The organism is Chitinophaga filiformis (genome assembly GCF_023100805.1).
In the GTDB taxonomy this organism is placed as follows: domain Bacteria; phylum Bacteroidota; class Bacteroidia; order Chitinophagales; family Chitinophagaceae; genus Chitinophaga; species Chitinophaga filiformis_B.
Genome location: NZ_CP095855.1, coordinates 7691881 through 7707721, shown reverse-complemented (window position 1 = coordinate 7707721; position 15841 = coordinate 7691881). Strand labels below are relative to the sequence as shown.

At 47.2% G+C, this 15841-nt stretch carries 9 protein-coding genes; 7 read left to right on the top strand and 2 right to left on the bottom strand.

Annotation, left to right across the window (positions count from 1 at the left end; translation table 11 throughout):
* Positions 1–110: 110 nt before the first annotated feature.
* Positions 111–245 (bottom strand): hypothetical protein, encoded by a 135-nt coding sequence (locus MYF79_RS32450; protein WP_262922354.1) that lies wholly within the window; start codon positions 243–245, stop codon positions 111–113.
* Positions 246–345: 100 nt separating this feature from the next.
* On the opposite strand from MYF79_RS32450, the gene MYF79_RS30095 reads away from it, so the two are divergent.
* From MYF79_RS30095 to MYF79_RS30065, 7 genes are all read left to right on the top strand, one after another.
* Positions 346–3540: a SusC/RagA family TonB-linked outer membrane protein gene (locus tag MYF79_RS30095; protein WP_247811549.1), complete on the top strand. Its 3195-nt coding sequence runs from the start codon at positions 346–348 to the stop codon at positions 3538–3540.
* A gap of 28 nt (positions 3541–3568) precedes the next feature.
* The gene (locus MYF79_RS30090; RefSeq protein ID WP_247811548.1) at positions 3569–5005 is read left to right on the top strand and encodes a SusD/RagB family nutrient-binding outer membrane lipoprotein; all 1437 of its coding nucleotides are present in this window, start codon (positions 3569–3571) and stop codon (positions 5003–5005) included.
* Positions 5006–5326: 321 nt separating this feature from the next.
* Complete coding sequence (locus MYF79_RS30085) at positions 5327–8521, top strand: SusC/RagA family TonB-linked outer membrane protein (RefSeq protein ID WP_247811547.1); 3195 nt, start codon at positions 5327–5329, stop codon at positions 8519–8521.
* A 19-nt stretch (positions 8522–8540) separates the two neighbouring features.
* A complete protein-coding gene (locus MYF79_RS30080) occupies positions 8541–9881 on the top strand; it encodes a SusD/RagB family nutrient-binding outer membrane lipoprotein (protein ID WP_247811546.1) in 1341 nt (446 codons plus the stop codon).
* A 90-nt stretch (positions 9882–9971) separates the two neighbouring features.
* On the top strand, positions 9972–10286 hold the full coding sequence (locus MYF79_RS30075) for a DUF3467 domain-containing protein (protein WP_089834682.1): 315 nt from the start codon (positions 9972–9974) through the stop codon (positions 10284–10286).
* Between the two features lie 57 nt (positions 10287–10343).
* Entirely contained in the window at positions 10344–11417 is a 1074-nt protein-coding gene (locus tag MYF79_RS30070; protein WP_247811545.1) for an Ldh family oxidoreductase, read from the top strand.
* A 78-nt stretch (positions 11418–11495) separates the two neighbouring features.
* The gene (locus tag MYF79_RS30065) at positions 11496–12818 is read left to right on the top strand and encodes an aspartate kinase (RefSeq protein WP_247811544.1); all 1323 of its coding nucleotides are present in this window, start codon (positions 11496–11498) and stop codon (positions 12816–12818) included.
* A gap of 71 nt (positions 12819–12889) precedes the next feature.
* Here the strand turns inward: MYF79_RS30065 and MYF79_RS30060 are convergent, their stop codons facing one another.
* Positions 12890–15835, bottom strand: a complete 2946-nt coding sequence (locus tag MYF79_RS30060) for a DNA polymerase III subunit alpha (protein WP_247811543.1) — start codon at positions 15833–15835, stop codon at positions 12890–12892.
* Positions 15836–15841 lie beyond the last annotated feature (6 nt).

Here is a 15841-nt window from a genome sequence, read left to right as displayed (position 1 = left end):
ATGGGAGGAAAAAAAATCTCTAAATTGTGGGCCTCAACCAAAATCTAAATCGTAATATGAAAGAGGTCGGAATCTCTTTTTCCTGTCTTACTGCAAGAGATACAACAATGTCAACCTGTGCTCGACGGTATTCCATTTCCGTTGGTAAGATAGAGGAGTGTCATTCCGTACTGCAAACAACCATCCAGGTTCTTGCCGCCTTCACCCCGGATGGTTATTTCAACAACAAAATTTATAGTAAACATAAAGTGGTTTTTGCAAGTTAGGGGCTTGTATAGTCTGTGCTATGCCAATTAGCAAGCCTCGGGACTAATTTTTTTATTGTCAATTAAATCTAAATCGTTTATGAAGAAAAGAGCGTTACTCTTTTTCAACGTGCTTATGGTGAGCGCTACGCTGACGTATGCTCAACAACGTCAGGTTTCGGGGAAGGTCACCGGAGCAGATGGTTTACCTATACCATTCGCTACAATTCAAGTCAAAGGGACAAATACCGGAACCACTTCTGACCAGGACGGAAATTTCAAACTGAATGTAAATGGCAGCAATGCGGTATTGATTGTTAGAAGTGTGGGCTATGTTGCTCAGGATATTGCTGTAGGTGGAAATGCGAGCCTGACCATATCACTAAAGAATGACGATCAGAACCTCCAGGAGGTTGTTGTAACCGCTTTGAACGTTAAAAGAAATAAAAACGAACTTCCTTATTCAGCTCAGATCGTAAATGCGGAAGAGCTGAACAGGACCAGAGATGCGAATGTGGTAACTTCCCTGTCCGGTAAAGTATCCGGTCTGGAAATCCGCAAAAACAATACCCTGGGTGGTTCCACCAATATCGTACTGCGTGGTGCCAAATCACTGACTGGTAACAACCAGGCATTATTCGTTGTGGATGGTGTGCCCGTAGATAACTCAAACACAAACAGTAAAGATCAGCGTACCGGCCGTTCTGGTTATGACTATGGTAACGCTGCTGCAGATATCAACCCGGATGATATCGCATCTGTGAGCGTACTGAAAGGTGCAGCTGCTACCGCGTTGTACGGTTCACGTGCCTCTAACGGTGTTGTGATGATCACTACCAAAAAAGGTAACCGTGGTCTGAACGTTACCGTGAACAGCGGCGTTAACATCGGTAAAGTAGATAAAAGCACTTTCGTAAAATATCAGAAAGACTATGGTGCTGGTTACGGCGACTATTGGTTTGAAGAAGATATCGACGGCGACGGCACTGTTGACAAGATCGTGAATACCGTAGATGATGCTTCTTATGGTCCTAAATTCGATCCAAACCTGATGGTTTATCATTGGGATTCCTTCTATGAAGGTTCACCAAACTACGGTAAAAAAAGGCCTTATACAGCAGCTGCAAATGATGCTACTCACTTCTTCAAAACTGCCGTTGGTACCAGCAACAGTGCTGTGATCGATGGTGGTAGCGATAGAGGTAATTTCAAACTGGGATACACCAAGAGCGTTGACCAGGGTATCATGCCTAACAGCCGCATCGGTAAAGACCTGATCAACTTCAGCTCTTCTTACAACCTGACTTCCAAACTGACTGCCAGTGCATCAGTAAATACTTCGCTGATCAAAGGCCAGGGCCGTTATGGTACTGGTTATGATTCCAAGAACCTGATGACCAACTTCAGGCAGTGGTGGGAAACCAACATTGACGTGAAAGACCAGGAAGCGGCTTACAAAAAGGAGATGAAGAACATCACCTGGAACCAGCAGTATCCTGGCAGCCTTGCTCCCGCATACTGGGATAACCCATACTGGACAAGATATGAGAACTATGAAAACGATCACCGTACACGTAACTTCGGCAACATCGCGCTGAACTACAATGTGACCGACTGGTTGAACGTATTGGGCCGTGTGTCGCTGGATACTTACAATGAAATGCAGGAGGAAAGGATCGCAATTGGTTCAATCGACGTGTCTCAGTACCAGAGATATGAACATACTTTCAGCGAGTATAACTACGACCTGATGCTGAATTTCAATAAGAATATCTCTGAGAACCTGACTTTCAAAGGTATTCTCGGTGGTAACGTCAGAAGGACCAAGAACAATTCCATCCTTTCTAAAACAAATGGTGGTTTGCTGATCCCTCGTCTGTATGCACTGCTGAACACTGCCAACCCTATGGAAGCGCCAACCGAAATCGCTACACTTGAAGAAGTAGACGGTATATTCGCTTCAGCTAACCTGGGTTACAAAGAATTATTATTCCTCGACCTCTCTGTAAGAAGAGATCAGTCTTCTACCTTACCCAAGAGCAACAACAGCTACTACTATCCGGCAGCTTCCTTAGGTTTCGTATTCTCTAAACTGCTGCCACAGGCTACATGGCTGTCAAGCGGTAAAGTAAGGGTGAACTACGCTGAAGTAGGTAGCCCGGCTCCTGCATTGTACACCAAAAACTACTACGAGGTACTTACAGGTATCGACGGTACTCCTTTGGCATCTGTTGATGGAACCAAATACAATCCTAACCTGAAATCAGAGCGTACAAAAAGCTTTGAAGCAGGTCTGGAAATGTCCTTCCTGCAAAACCGCCTTGGTTTTGACGCGACTTACTACAGATTGAACACTGTAGACCAGATCGTTCCACTGCCGGTATCTACTGCAACTGGTTTTGACTACAAAGTGATCAACGCCGGCGATATCCAGAACCAGGGTATTGAGTTGTCAGTTTTCGGTACTCCGGTTAAGACCAAAGACTTCTCCTGGAACGTTAACCTGAACTGGTCACGTAACCGTAACAAGGTGAAATCCTTACCTGGTATCAGCACACTGCAGCTTGCAAGCTTCCCTGGTAACATTACCGTCAATGCTTCTGTGGGTAAACCTTATGGTACTATCATCGGTACTGACTATGTATACAATGAAAAAGGCCAGAAACTGGTTGACGCTGATGGATACTATGAGATCTCTCCTACTTCCAACAACATCATCGGTAACGCAAATCCTGACTGGATCGGCGGTATCACCAACACACTGAAATATAAAGACGTATCCCTGAGCTTCCTGGTTGATGTACGTAAAGGTGGCGACCTGTTCTCCCTGGATATGTACTATGGCCTGGCAACAGGTATCCTGCCTGAAACAGTTGGTAAAAACGACCTGGGTAATGAGTCAAGGGCTCCGCTCACAGGCGATAGCAAATCCGGTGGTATCATTGTACCTGGCGTAACCGCTGATGGTAAACCTAACACTACAAGGATCGCAAACGAATACGGAACATATGGTTACGTATCCAATCCTGATAAAGCATTCGTATACGATGCGAGCTATGTGAAACTGCGTGAGGTATCATTGACCTACTCACTGCCGGCATCTCTGACAAAACGTATGGCGCCTTTCAAAGGTATCGACTTCTCCCTGATCGGCAGAAACCTCTGGATCATCCACAAAAATCTGCCTTATGCAGATCCTGATGATGCTATCAGCTCCGGTAACTATCAGGGTTATATCGGCGGTAGCTATCCTTCTACAAGAACATTTGGTGCTAACGTAAGATTCAGGTTCTAGTAGGTGAATTAAACTCAAAAAAAGTAAAATGAAAAGAATATTCTTATACGCATCACTCTCTATAGCAGGTATGGTTTCGACAGTATCCTGCACCAAAGACCTCACTTCACTTAACAATGATGTGAAGAAACCGGAGGTAGTAGCTGGTTCTGCACTGTATGCGAGTGCAACCAAAGAACTGGCTGACCTGTTGACCAGTACAAGTGTGAATCTGAACGTTTACAGATTGATCGTACAACAATGGACAGAGAACACTTACCTGGATGAGTCCAACTACAACCTGATCAAAAGGAGCATTCCTGACGCGGTGTGGAGCGCACTTTATACAGATGTACTGAAAGATCTGAACGAGGCGAAAAAAGTAGTACAGGGTGATGCATCCATCAGCGCTGCTACTAAAAAGAATCAGCTGGCTCAGATCGAGATCATGTCAATTTTCGCTACTTCAGTGGCTGTAAATACTTTCGGTAATGTACCTTACAGCAAATCACTGGATATTGACAACCTGTTCCCGGTATATGAAGACGGTTTGACCATCTATACTGACCTGCTTACCCGCCTGGATGCAGCCCTGGCATCTTTCGATGCAAGTGCCGGAGGTTTTGACGCCGCCAATATGCTCTTCGCTGATGATGAAATCAACAGCTGGATCAAGTTTGGCAACTCTCTGAAATTCAGATTAGGTATGACCCTGGTAGACGTAGCGCCGGATAAGGCTGCTGCTGCTGTTACTGCGGCAGATCCTAAGGCTTTCAATATCCAGGGCGAATACGCGAGATTTCCTTATTCAACCGTTCCGCCAAATACCAACCCGCTGTGGGAAGACCTGGTGCAGAGCGGTCGTCATGACTTTAATGCTACCACTCTGATCATTGATCAGCTGAAGGCGCTGAACGACCCAAGGATCGGTCAGTTCTTCACTACAGTGGGTGGTCAGTTTATAGGATTAAAATATGGTACCAAAGGCTCTTACATTGCATACTCTCATCCGGGCGATAAACTGGAAAGAAAAGATCTGCCAGGCGTATTTATCGACTATTCCGAAATAGAGTTCCTGCGTGCAGAAGCTATCGAAAGAGGTCTGTTAACAGGTGTTGCTGCAACTCACTACAACAACGCTATCACCAACTCCATCATTTCCTGGGGTGGTACCGCAGCTGAAGCAATTGCCTACCTGGCTCAGCCTTCCGTGGCATATGCAACAGCTACAGGTACTTACAAACAGAAAATAGGTCTGCAGAAATGGATCGCATTGTACAACCGTGGTTTTGATGCATGGGTAGAAGCAAGAAGACTTGATTACCCTGTATTCGTACCTGGTCCTACTGCAAGAAGTGCATGGCCTGTACGCTTCACTTATCCTGTTTCTGAACAGAATCTGAACAAAGCTAATTATGACAAAGCAGCTAAAGATCTGGGTGGCGATGGCGATAAAGTGACAACAAAAATATTCTGGGATAAATAATCAACTCCCGAATAGACAAAAGCTGTAGCTGCACAAGATTTAGAATTGATAACAAGGCCCTCCTCAATAGTTTTGAGGAGGGCTTTTTTGTTAATCCACTGAACCCAACCCCTTCATTTTTGTTATACAGGAGAACCCCTTGTAAATCAATCAACAGAAAAACTAAGCTTGGATTTTAATTAACGCAAGAAATTCGTAAAACGACATATCGGGCCATACTCCTCAGGACATTGTTTTATTCACGCACCTCTCCGGTGTATAAAATAAATCCGAACCGTTATGCTAAAACATTTACTGTGCTTGTTAATTCTTAGTTGTTTAATGACAGGACTTTACGCACAACAGCGTGAAGTGACAGGTAAGGTGACAGGAACCGATGGGGTTCCCATACCTTATGCCACTGTCCAGATAAAGGGTACCAATAAAGGTACTACCGCCGACCAGAACGGTAATTTCCGATTAGTGGTAGACGGTAATAACAACGTTCTGCAAGTCAGAAGCGTGGGTTTTACACTTAAAGAAATTCCTGTGGGCGCCGCTACTTCCTATGACATTACACTGACACAGGACAACAAAAACTTACAGGAAGTAGTAGTTACCGGTATAGGTATCAAACGTGAGAAAAAAGCGTTGGGATATGCTGTACAGGACGTAAAGGGCGACGACCTCGTAAAGGCCAGCCAGGGCGATGCGCTCAGGGCCATGTCGGGGAAGGTGGCCGGTATGCAGGTAATTGGTTCAGGTGGTACGCCCGGAGCTTCTACTTTCATAAAGCTCAGGGGTACGAACTCCCTGACCGGTAATAACCAGCCCCTTTTTGTAATAGATGGTATTCCTGTGGATAACTCGCAGAACTATTCCGGCGACCCTGCCGATGCAACAAACAATCTCCTGCAGGGGGCTACAAATACTAACCGTGGCGCGGATATCAATCCGGACGACATTGAAAGCATTTCCGTACTGAAAGGCCCCGCCGCCGCCGCAATTTATGGTATTGACGCCGCCAATGGCGCTATTATCATTACTACTAAAAAAGGTAAGGCAGGTAAGGTCAGTGTAGATTTTAGTACAGGCGTTTCCTTTGATGTGGTGAACAGGTTGCCAAAGATCCAGAAACAATTTTCCAAAGGGACAGGTGGCAAACTGGCGCCATTCACTTCCACTACCCGCTATTCCTGGGGAGCCAATATTGACACCCTGTTCTGGACAGGTACCCCAAATGAATATGATTTCCATGGCGACGTGGTGGGCGCTTCCAATCCCAACGCCAACATCAAATTCGTTCCGTACGATAACACCAAGGATTTCTGGAGAACGGGCGTTACCTATAATAATAGCCTGTCATTTACAGGTGGTACCGAAGCAGCTACTTACCGCATGTCTGTTTCCCACAACTACCAGAACTCCATTGTACCGCTGCAGTACCAGCAACGTACAGCTATCGCACTGGCCGGACAGTTGAAAATCTCTGAAAAAATAAGGACATCGGCTAACCTTAATTTCAACGTTACCAACGGTAGTATGCCACAAAATGGTAGTAACCTGTCTGGTATCATGCTGGGCTTAACGAGAACGCCTATTACTTTTGATAACTCTAATGGAGGACTGGCCGCAGACGACCCCAGGACTTACCTGTTCTCCAACGGTCTACAGCGTTCTTACCGGAATGGTATATACGATAATCCTTACTGGACTATCAATAATAACCCTTACACTACTGCAGTGAACCGTATTATAGGAAGCCTGCAGGTGGATTATGACTTTATAAAAGACTTCACATTGACCTATCGTATTGGTACGGACATATATAGTGATAACCGTCACCAGTACTATGAAATACAATCCGGCGCCTATAACGGCGGTCGTCTGTATGACGACAGGTACACTTATAAAAGTGTGAACTCAGACGCGATCGTGACCTACAACAAACAGGTTTCGAAAGATTTCAGGGTAAACCTCAGGGTAGGTAATAACCTGTACTCACGCAAATTGGATGAACTGTATGTACAGGGCGATGGTCTGACTTCTCCGGGATATGATAATATCAGTAACGCAACCGTACAGAAATCATACAACTACGTTACTCCTTACAGGAGAATATCGCTTTATTTTGATGCAAACTTCGATTATCAGTCAATGTTGTTCCTCGAAGTGACGGGGCGTAATGACTGGTCGTCCACCCTGCCGCCGGGCAGCAACAGCTTCTTCTATCCATCAGCCAGCTTAGGTTTTGTATTTACAGAACTTGGCGCCCTGAAGGGGGGAGATGTGCTCAGCTTTGGTAAGATCAGGTTATCAATAGCCCAGGTAGGTAAAGATCCGGGGTCTTTCCTGACGAAATCTTTCTCCGTGCCTACCACTTATCCGGATGGCTATACTACAGGTGTCTCCTTCCCGTATGACGGAAAAGGTAGCTTTTCTTTAAACAACGTATTGGGCAACCCCAACCTGAAACCTGAAAAGACCCTCTCTTATGAGGCAGGTATACAGTTACAGTTCTTCAACAACCGTTTTGGAATTGATGCGACCGGTTACCACACCAAAGGTACCGATCTGCTGGTAAGGGCTCCTATAGCAGGTTCTGCCGGATACCAGTATGTTAACCTGAACGCTGCTTCTATCAGGAACAATGGTCTGGAAATTACCCTGAGCGCCAAGCCAATCGCTGACAAGGCCTTTACCTGGGATATGTTTGTAAACTATAGCATGAACCGCAGCAAGGTACTGGCACTGGCTCCGGGCATCAACCAGGTAACAGTGAACGGGTTTACCGGTACGGTGATAGCGCATCTGCCGAATGAGCCTGCTGGTATTATCTATGCTTATGGTTGGCAGAGAGATCCGCAGGGCCGTATCGTTATCAGTGACAATCCCGATGACTTCGGTTATCCGGTGGTGTCTACAGAACAGAGGAAGGTGGGGAACCCCAACCCGGTGTTCCTGATGGGTATCGGCAATACTTTCAGCTATAAAGGATTCTCATTGTATGCGCTGGTGGACTGGAAGCATAAAGGTGACCTGTGGAACGGTACACGCGGATCGCTCCAGGCTATTGGTACTTCCTATTATACAATAGACAGGGGAAAGCAACAGGTATTCCCCGGTGTGATGGGACACCTGAACGATGCGGGTGAGATCGTACATAACGAGGGTGGTGCTGAAAAACCGGGCGGTGGTGCGGTCAATTCAACCGCAGTGCCACTGGATGAAGCCTGGTACCTTGGAAATGGTGGTGGTTTTGGTGCACAGACAGAAACATTTATAGATGATGCCTCTTTTGTGAAATTGCGTGAAGTGAGTTTGTCCTACGATTTTCCGGCAGATAAGTTTAAGAACTCCAGGTTCGTCAAAGCCATTACTGTTAGCGGATTTGCCCGTAACATCATCATATGGACTCCGTATAAGGGCATAGATCCTGAAACCAGCCTGACGGGGGCTACCAATGCACAGGGTATTGATTACTTCAATATACCCGGTACTTCCAGCTATGGCCTGAATTTTAAGTTTAAATTCTAACCCTTTAAAACGAATGACCATGTTACGGATTACTAAATATCTACTGTCAATAATATTTCTGTTGGCCATCTCGCAGGGCTGCAGGAAGGATTATTTCTATAATGGCATCAATGATGACCCCTCTCAGTTAAAGAATCCAACCGCGTCGTCCCTGCTACCAGGGGTGATCCTGCAGAGCGCTTACACCTGGGGTGGAGATGCTTCCCGTTTCCCGTCTATCTTTATGCAACAGGTAACAGGCGCTGCCAACCAGTCGGCCAGTGCTGATTTGTATAATATCACGCCCGATGATGTGGACAACATGTGGTATGCCGGCTTCTATGGTGCTATCATGACAAATATTGATACGTTGATATCTATTGCCACTACAGCCGGGCAAAAGCACTATGCCGCTGTGGGCAAAATAATGATGGCGAATGACCTTGGGCAGGTGACTGACTTCTGGGGAGATGTACCATTTACAGAAGCTTTCAAGGGTCTGGTCAATACACAGCCGAAATATGACAACCAGCAGTCCATTTATGCCGAGCTGCACCGCTTGCTCGATGAGGCTATTGCCGACCTTGAAGTAGATGATGGCAGCGCTTTCCAGCCGGGTACCAATGACGACCTCCTGTTTGAGGGCGATCTGGAAAAATGGCTCAGGTTTGCTCATTCGCTGAAGGCCAAATTTTACCTGCATACTGTAAAGGTGGATAATACAGCTGCGGCCAAAGCACTGGCAGAAGCGGCTAAGGGCTTTGAAGCCGGTGAGGGCGCTTTTGTCAAATTTGTCGGCAGCAGCGCCACCACTACGCAGGCGCCCTGGTACCAGTTCAATACCCAGCGTGCCGATATCATCTTTACCGGTCACCTCAATGATATTATGTCTGCCGCCGATGATCCGAGGTATGCAGTGTATTTTGATCCTTCCGATCCAAGTTCGCTGGGCCCCTTATACGGTTCTGCTAACTCCCCGGTTTACTTTATGTCTTATGATGAGGTGAAGTTCATTGAAGCGGAACTGCAATTCCGGAACGGAAATAACGCGGAGGCAGCAGCAGCCTACAATGAAGCAGTGAGGGCCAATCTGCTCAGGACCATCAACAATGCGTCCTATCTGACAGAGGTGGAGAAGACCGCGGCCAATATTACGCTCGCTGACATCATGACCCAGAAGTATATAGCCCTGTTCTTAAGCCCTGAGGTATGGACCGACTGGCGCAGAACGGGTTTGCCAGCTTTGACGGCTACTCCGGGCAATGTACTGGGGGGGCAGTTGCCAAGATCATTGTTCTATCCCAGCAGCGAGGTACGTTACAATACCAATACGCCTGCCAACACCAGGCTGACACGCCGGGTATGGTGGGATGCTCAATAGACCGTATTACTTCCTTGTACCGACGTTTGAAAAAGAGACCTTTCATTTTAAGGTCTCTTTTTTACATTTGTACCGCAAAAGCAAAATAATATGGAAAATCAGCAGGAAGAACAGAATCAGCTTAATATTGAGTTGAGCGAGGAAATAGCGGAAGGTGTGTATGCCAACCTGGCTATCATCACCCATTCCAATGCCGAATTTGTAGTGGATTTCGTAAACGTGATGCCCGGTTTGCCCAAGGCGAAGGTAAAATCACGCATTATATTGACTCCTCAGCACGCCAAGCGCTTCATGAGAGCCCTGGTGGACAATATCAAGAAATATGAATCTGTGCATGGCGCCATTCAGGACCAGGATCCTGTTTCCCTGCCCATGAACTTTGGCGGGCCAACTGCACAGGCATAATCGTTCTTTTTTGAAACGCTGAACGGAAACCATACAGGAAACAGGATTTAAGTAACAATGAGTCAGACATTCTCCTATCCCCATCTGCGGGAATTTACCAGGGAAGTATTTATAAAAATGGGGTGTCCTCCTCAGGATGCCGACACCGCCAGCGAAGTATTGTTATCTGCAGATCTGCGGGGAATAGATTCCCATGGCGTAGCCCGTCTGACGGGTTATGTACGGTTGTGGGAGGCCGGCAGGATCAATGCTACGCCGAATGTACGCGTGGTACATGAAACGCCCAGTACGGCGGTTGTAGACGGCGACGCCGGTCTCGGACTGGTAGTAGCGCCCTTTGCCATGAAAGTGGCTATTGAGAAAGCGGCTGCAGTGGGCAGCGGCTGGGTAAGCGTTAAGAATTCCAATCACTTTGGTATAGCTGGCCAGCATGCAATGATGGCCCTGGAGAAGGACATGATCGGGATGGCGATGACAAACGCCAGCCCCCTGGTGGCCCCCACCTTCGCCACAGAGCGTATGCTGGGCACCAACCCCATTGCGGTAGCCATACCTGCCAAAGAGCAGCCGCCTTTCGTGGCCGACTTTGCCACTACTACGGCTGCCAATGGTAAACTGGAGATCCTGCAGCGGAAAAGCCAGGAAGCGCCTACCGGCTGGATCCAGGATAAGGACGGTCATTCCAGCACTAACCCACATGAACTGAAGTCCGGAGGCGCCTTGCTGCCACTGGGTGGCGACCGTGACCACGGCAGTCATAAGGGATATTGCCTGGGAGCGATCGTGGACATCTTCTCTGCAGTGCTCTCCGGCGCCAATTACGGGCCCTGGGCGCCGCCTTTCGTGAGCTTCCTGCCATTGGCGCCCGATCCGGTAGGAGAGGGCCTGGGGCATTTCCTGGGAGCAATGAGGGTGGATGCATTCCGTCCGGCAGATGAGTTCAAGGAACACATGGACAAATGGATCACCCGTTTCCGCCAGGCAAAGCCTGTAGCGGGCGAACAGGTGCTCATACCAGGCGATCCTGAAAGGGAAATGGAGAAGGAGAGAAGAACTGCGGGCATTCCCTTACTGGACCCCGTGGTGAAAGATCTGCAGGAAGTAGCAGGAAAATTTAAATTGGATTTTTAAAGTCGCCATAAACACACGAACTTGCGGCTTTTTAAGCTCAATATCTTGTAGCGTCAAACATATAACAATTCAACAGCAATGAAGATCTTAAAATTTGGTGGTACGTCTGTAGGTAAACCGGAACGTATGCATGCCGTGGCCAGTCTGGTGACTGCTGATAATACTCCTAAAATAGTAGTGTTGTCCGCATTATCCGGTACTACCAATGCTTTGGTAGAAATCGGGCAATCCCTTTCCGAGGGTAAAAAAGAACAGGCAAAAGGCCAGATAGACAAGCTGGAAGCACATTACAGAACTTTTTGCGAGGCCCTGGTCAAGCAGGACGCCTCACGCGCCAAGGCTGCTGCTGTTGTTGACGAACATTTCGAGTTCCTGAACATCATTCTTAAGATATCTTTTAACGAGGCCCTGAACAAGGATATACTGGCACAAGGCGAACTGTTGTCCACCCGCCTGTTCAGCATATACCTGGAAGAAGCCGGTGTAGACGCCGTATTGCTGCCGGCGCTGGACTTTATGAGCATCGATGAATATGAAGAACCTGAAATCCCGAAGATCAAGATCAAGCTGGGTAACCTGCTGGAAAAGAACAAGGGTAAGAACATCTTCGTCACCCAGGGTTACATCTGCCGTAATGCAAAAGGTGAAGTAGACAACCTGAAACGTGGGGGTAGCGACTATTCTGCCTCCCTGATCGGCGCTGCCATCCAGGCCAGCGAAGTACAGATCTGGACAGATATAGACGGTATGCACAACAACGATCCAAGGGTAGTAAAGAAAACCTTCCCGATCGAGCAACTGTCTTTCGACGAAGCCGCGGAACTGGCTTATTTCGGCGCTAAGATCCTTCACCCGGCATCCATCTGGCCTGCACAGCATTTCAACATCCCTGTGAAATTGCTGAACACCATGCAGCCGGAGGCAAAGGGTACCATCATCACTGAACTGCCCAGCGGAGACGGTGTAAAAGCTATTGCGGCCAAAGATGGTATCATCGCTATCAAGATCAAATCCAGCCGTATGCTGCTGGCTTACGGTTTCCTCCGTAAGATCTTCGAAGTGTTCGAAAAATACCGTACGCCAATTGATATGATCACTACCTCTGAGGTAGCCGTGTCGCTGACAATAGAGAATACACCTAACCTGGATCAGCTGCTGAAAGAGTTACAGCCCTTCGGTTCTGTGGAACTGGATCATCACCAGACCATCGTATCTATTGTAGGTAATGAAGTGGCAGCTACACCCTCTATTCTGAAGAAACTGTTTGATGCGCTGAATGAAGTGCCATTGCGTATGATCTCTTATGGAGGCAGCCGTCATAACATTTCTATCCTGATAGGCGGTCAGTACAAAGAGAAAACATTACAGCTGCTGAATAAAGGTTTGTTCAACCTGGAATAGGCGCTGGAAAGTATATTATAAACCACAAAGGGTGCATCTTCTGATGTACCCTTTGTCGTTTATACGCGCTGTTATTTATCTTCAAAGTAGCCGATCTTCCGCATGTAGCTCACCTCAATTGAATACACATCATACTCGGCTGTCACCTTTCCCTGCAGTATATAAAAACCTCCTTTCTGAAAAGGATATTGTTTGAGGATATCGGGGAAATGTACGGTGTCAATAAAATCGCCGTTTACATCCATGAAGGTGCCAAAGCTCATAGGAATGCCTTTGCTGGTATAAATTCCCTTCGTACACACCAGGTATCCCAGTGTGGAAATAAGCTTGTCTTTATGCTCCTTAAAACGCTTCGCAGGAACATATCCCTGCTGGTCATGTTGAAGAATATCAAAGGGAGAGCATAAGGGAAAGCCCAGCAATGCAATTTCTTCGAATGCATGTTCATGCTCATGATACGATAACATTGGTAACTGGCATTCGGGTACCTGCTCCCGGAACAAGGGTTGTATATGTTCTGCATGCGGCGCCCTTTTTCTCAGCAGCAGGCTGCTCTTCCACAGCAATTCTTTTTTGGTATGCGCATCAAAATTAAAAGCGCCTATTCTTATCAGTATATCCAGTTGTTCCGGCGGTGGCGCAACACGTGCAACAAAATCTTCCAGGTTCTCGAAAGCACCGTACAATGTACGTTCTTCCAGTACTTCCTGCATCCATTTTTCTTCCAGTCCTTCAATATGAATGAAGCCGGTATACACCGTGTTGCCTGTTATTCTCGTATAGTATTCACTGTTATTAATGCAGGGTGCTTTAATGATAGCACCGGTCTTATGTAATTCACGAAAGTACAGTTCCCTGTTATAAAAGCCGCCGAAGTTGTTGATAACTGCTACCATAAACTCCGCAGGGAAATAAGTCTTCAGGAAAAGGCTCTGGTAACTCTCCACTGCAAAGCTTGCCGAGTGTGCCTTTGAAAAAGAGAAGCCGGAGAAGCTGGCAATCTGCCGCCAGAGTTCCTTTGTTACATCGTCAGGTCTTCCCAGCCGTTTACAGTTCGTGAAGAACTGCTGTTCTATTTTCTGAAAGTCTCCCTGTCCGCGGTATTTCCCTGCCATAGCCCTGCGCAGGATGTCAGCATCGGCAAGGTCCATATCAGCATATTCATGCACGATCCTGATCACATCTTCCTGGTATACCATGATGCCGAATGTTTCGCTTAATACCTGCTTCACAATTTCATGCAGGTATACTACCTTGTCCTGGTTACGGTAGTTGTGCACATATTGCCGCATCATACCTGATTGCGCTACGCCTGGCCGTATTACAGAGCTGGCGGCTACCAGCGTGAGATAGTCTTCACATTGCAATTTCTGTAACAACTGCCGCATGGCGGGCGATTCAATATAAAAGCAGCCAATGGTATTCACTGTTTTCAGCTCGTGCTGTACACGTGGATCCTGCATGAATGCTTTTACATCATGGATGTCGATATCTATGCCTTTATTTTCTTTGATAATGGCCAGGGAGTCCCTGATATGACCGAGGCCCCGCTGACTAAGTATATCGAATTTGAACAACCCGATAGCTTCTGCCTGGTGCATATCCAGTTGTGCCGTGCTGAAGCCTTTGGGTGGCATATAAGTAGCGCAGTGCTGATGAATGGGCGCCTCACTGATGAGGATACCGCCTGCGTGGATGCTAAGATGATTGGGAAATGCCTTTGCGCCCGACATCAGCTGGCTGTAGCGCAGGATATTCCGCTGCACACTATCGCCCGTGAGATCGGGTTGGAAAGGCGTGTCCAGTATTTTATCTATTTCGTGTTTTGGAAGACCATATACCTTGCCCAGTTCCCGGATGGTTGCATTCTGTTGAAACGTAGTAACCGTACCCAACAGGGCTGTATGTACGTTGCCATATTTGTTGAAAACATAGTCAATGATCTCATCCCTGTCCCGCCATGAGAAGTCGATATCAAAGTCGGGAGGAGATCTGCGATAAGGATTGAGAAATCTTTCGAAATAAAGATTCAGTTCTATGGGGTCAACGTCTGTGATCTTCAGGCAGTACGCGATAATAGAATTAGCGCCACTACCACGGCCCACATAGAAGAAGCCTCTTTCCTGCGCATAGCGGATGATATCCCAGGTGATGAGGAAATAACAATCAAAATGCTGTTCCTGCACAACACCCAGTTCCTTTTCAATGCGCGCTTTTGCTTCTTCATTGTCGGGGCCATAACGTCTCAGCATGCCTTCATATGCTAATTGCCTGAGCAGCGCATGGTCTTCTTCCTCACTGTTTGTAAAATGTTTTTTGTTGCGGGGTGTTTTAAAGTTGAAGTCGATCTGGCAGGCATCCATCACCCGCACTGTATTGCTGATGATATGCGGATATTGTTCAAAGCTCTCAAACAATATGGCCGGCGGCAGGAACTGTTCGTCTGCCTGGGCGGTGGTATGTGGCAGCAGCTGACTGATGAGGATATTCTGATCGATAGCGCGCAATACACGATGCAGTTCATAATGATCGGTATCCTGAAAAGTGACAGGTTGCAGTATAACGAGTTTGTGCTGGTAGGACATGGTATCTACGCGGAACAGTTTATTGATCTCGCGGCGGCGGATGCCTAACAGTTCATGTGCATGCAGATCATGCAATGGCAGGGTTCCCCAGGCATAGATGGCAAATATACCGGGAAAGGCCGGGGCACGGTCGGGGAAGGGAAGTGCTTTATGCAGATGATCGGAGAGGAAGCGGTTGATATAGAACCATCCCTCCATATCGCGCGCCAGCAGAATGTATTTCAGCTCGTGTCCGTTCCTGCATTCGAGACCTATGATAGGTTTAATGCCTTGTTCCTGGCATTCCTTTACGAAGTTCCATGTATCGGATGTGATGTTGATATTGGTTAGCGCAAGAGATGTAACGCCTGTTTCACGGGCAATCCTGACCAGGTCTTTCGTATCAATAGTACCATAGCGCAGGCTGAAGAAGGATTTGCAGTTGAGATACATATCAGC

Bases quoted from the DNA above. Each gene is read 5' to 3' on its own strand.
- MYF79_RS30090 (WP_247811548.1), top strand. From the start codon at position 3,569: ATGAAAAGAATATTCTTATACGCATCACTCTCTATAGCAGGTATGGTT.
- MYF79_RS30065 (WP_247811544.1), top strand. From the start codon at position 11,496: ATGAAGATCTTAAAATTTGGTGGTACGTCTGTAGGTAAACCGGAACGT.
- MYF79_RS30070 (WP_247811545.1), top strand. From the start codon at position 10,344: ATGAGTCAGACATTCTCCTATCCCCATCTGCGGGAATTTACCAGGGAA.
- MYF79_RS30080 (WP_247811546.1), top strand. From the start codon at position 8,541: ATGTTACGGATTACTAAATATCTACTGTCAATAATATTTCTGTTGGCC.
- MYF79_RS30085 (WP_247811547.1), top strand. From the start codon at position 5,327: ATGACAGGACTTTACGCACAACAGCGTGAAGTGACAGGTAAGGTGACA.
- MYF79_RS30075 (WP_089834682.1), top strand. From the start codon at position 9,972: ATGGAAAATCAGCAGGAAGAACAGAATCAGCTTAATATTGAGTTGAGC.
- MYF79_RS30095 (WP_247811549.1), top strand. From the start codon at position 346: ATGAAGAAAAGAGCGTTACTCTTTTTCAACGTGCTTATGGTGAGCGCT.
- MYF79_RS30060 (WP_247811543.1), bottom strand. From the start codon at position 15,835: ATGTATCTCAACTGCAAATCCTTCTTCAGCCTGCGCTATGGTACTATT.
- MYF79_RS32450 (WP_262922354.1), bottom strand. From the start codon at position 245: ATGTTTACTATAAATTTTGTTGTTGAAATAACCATCCGGGGTGAAGGC.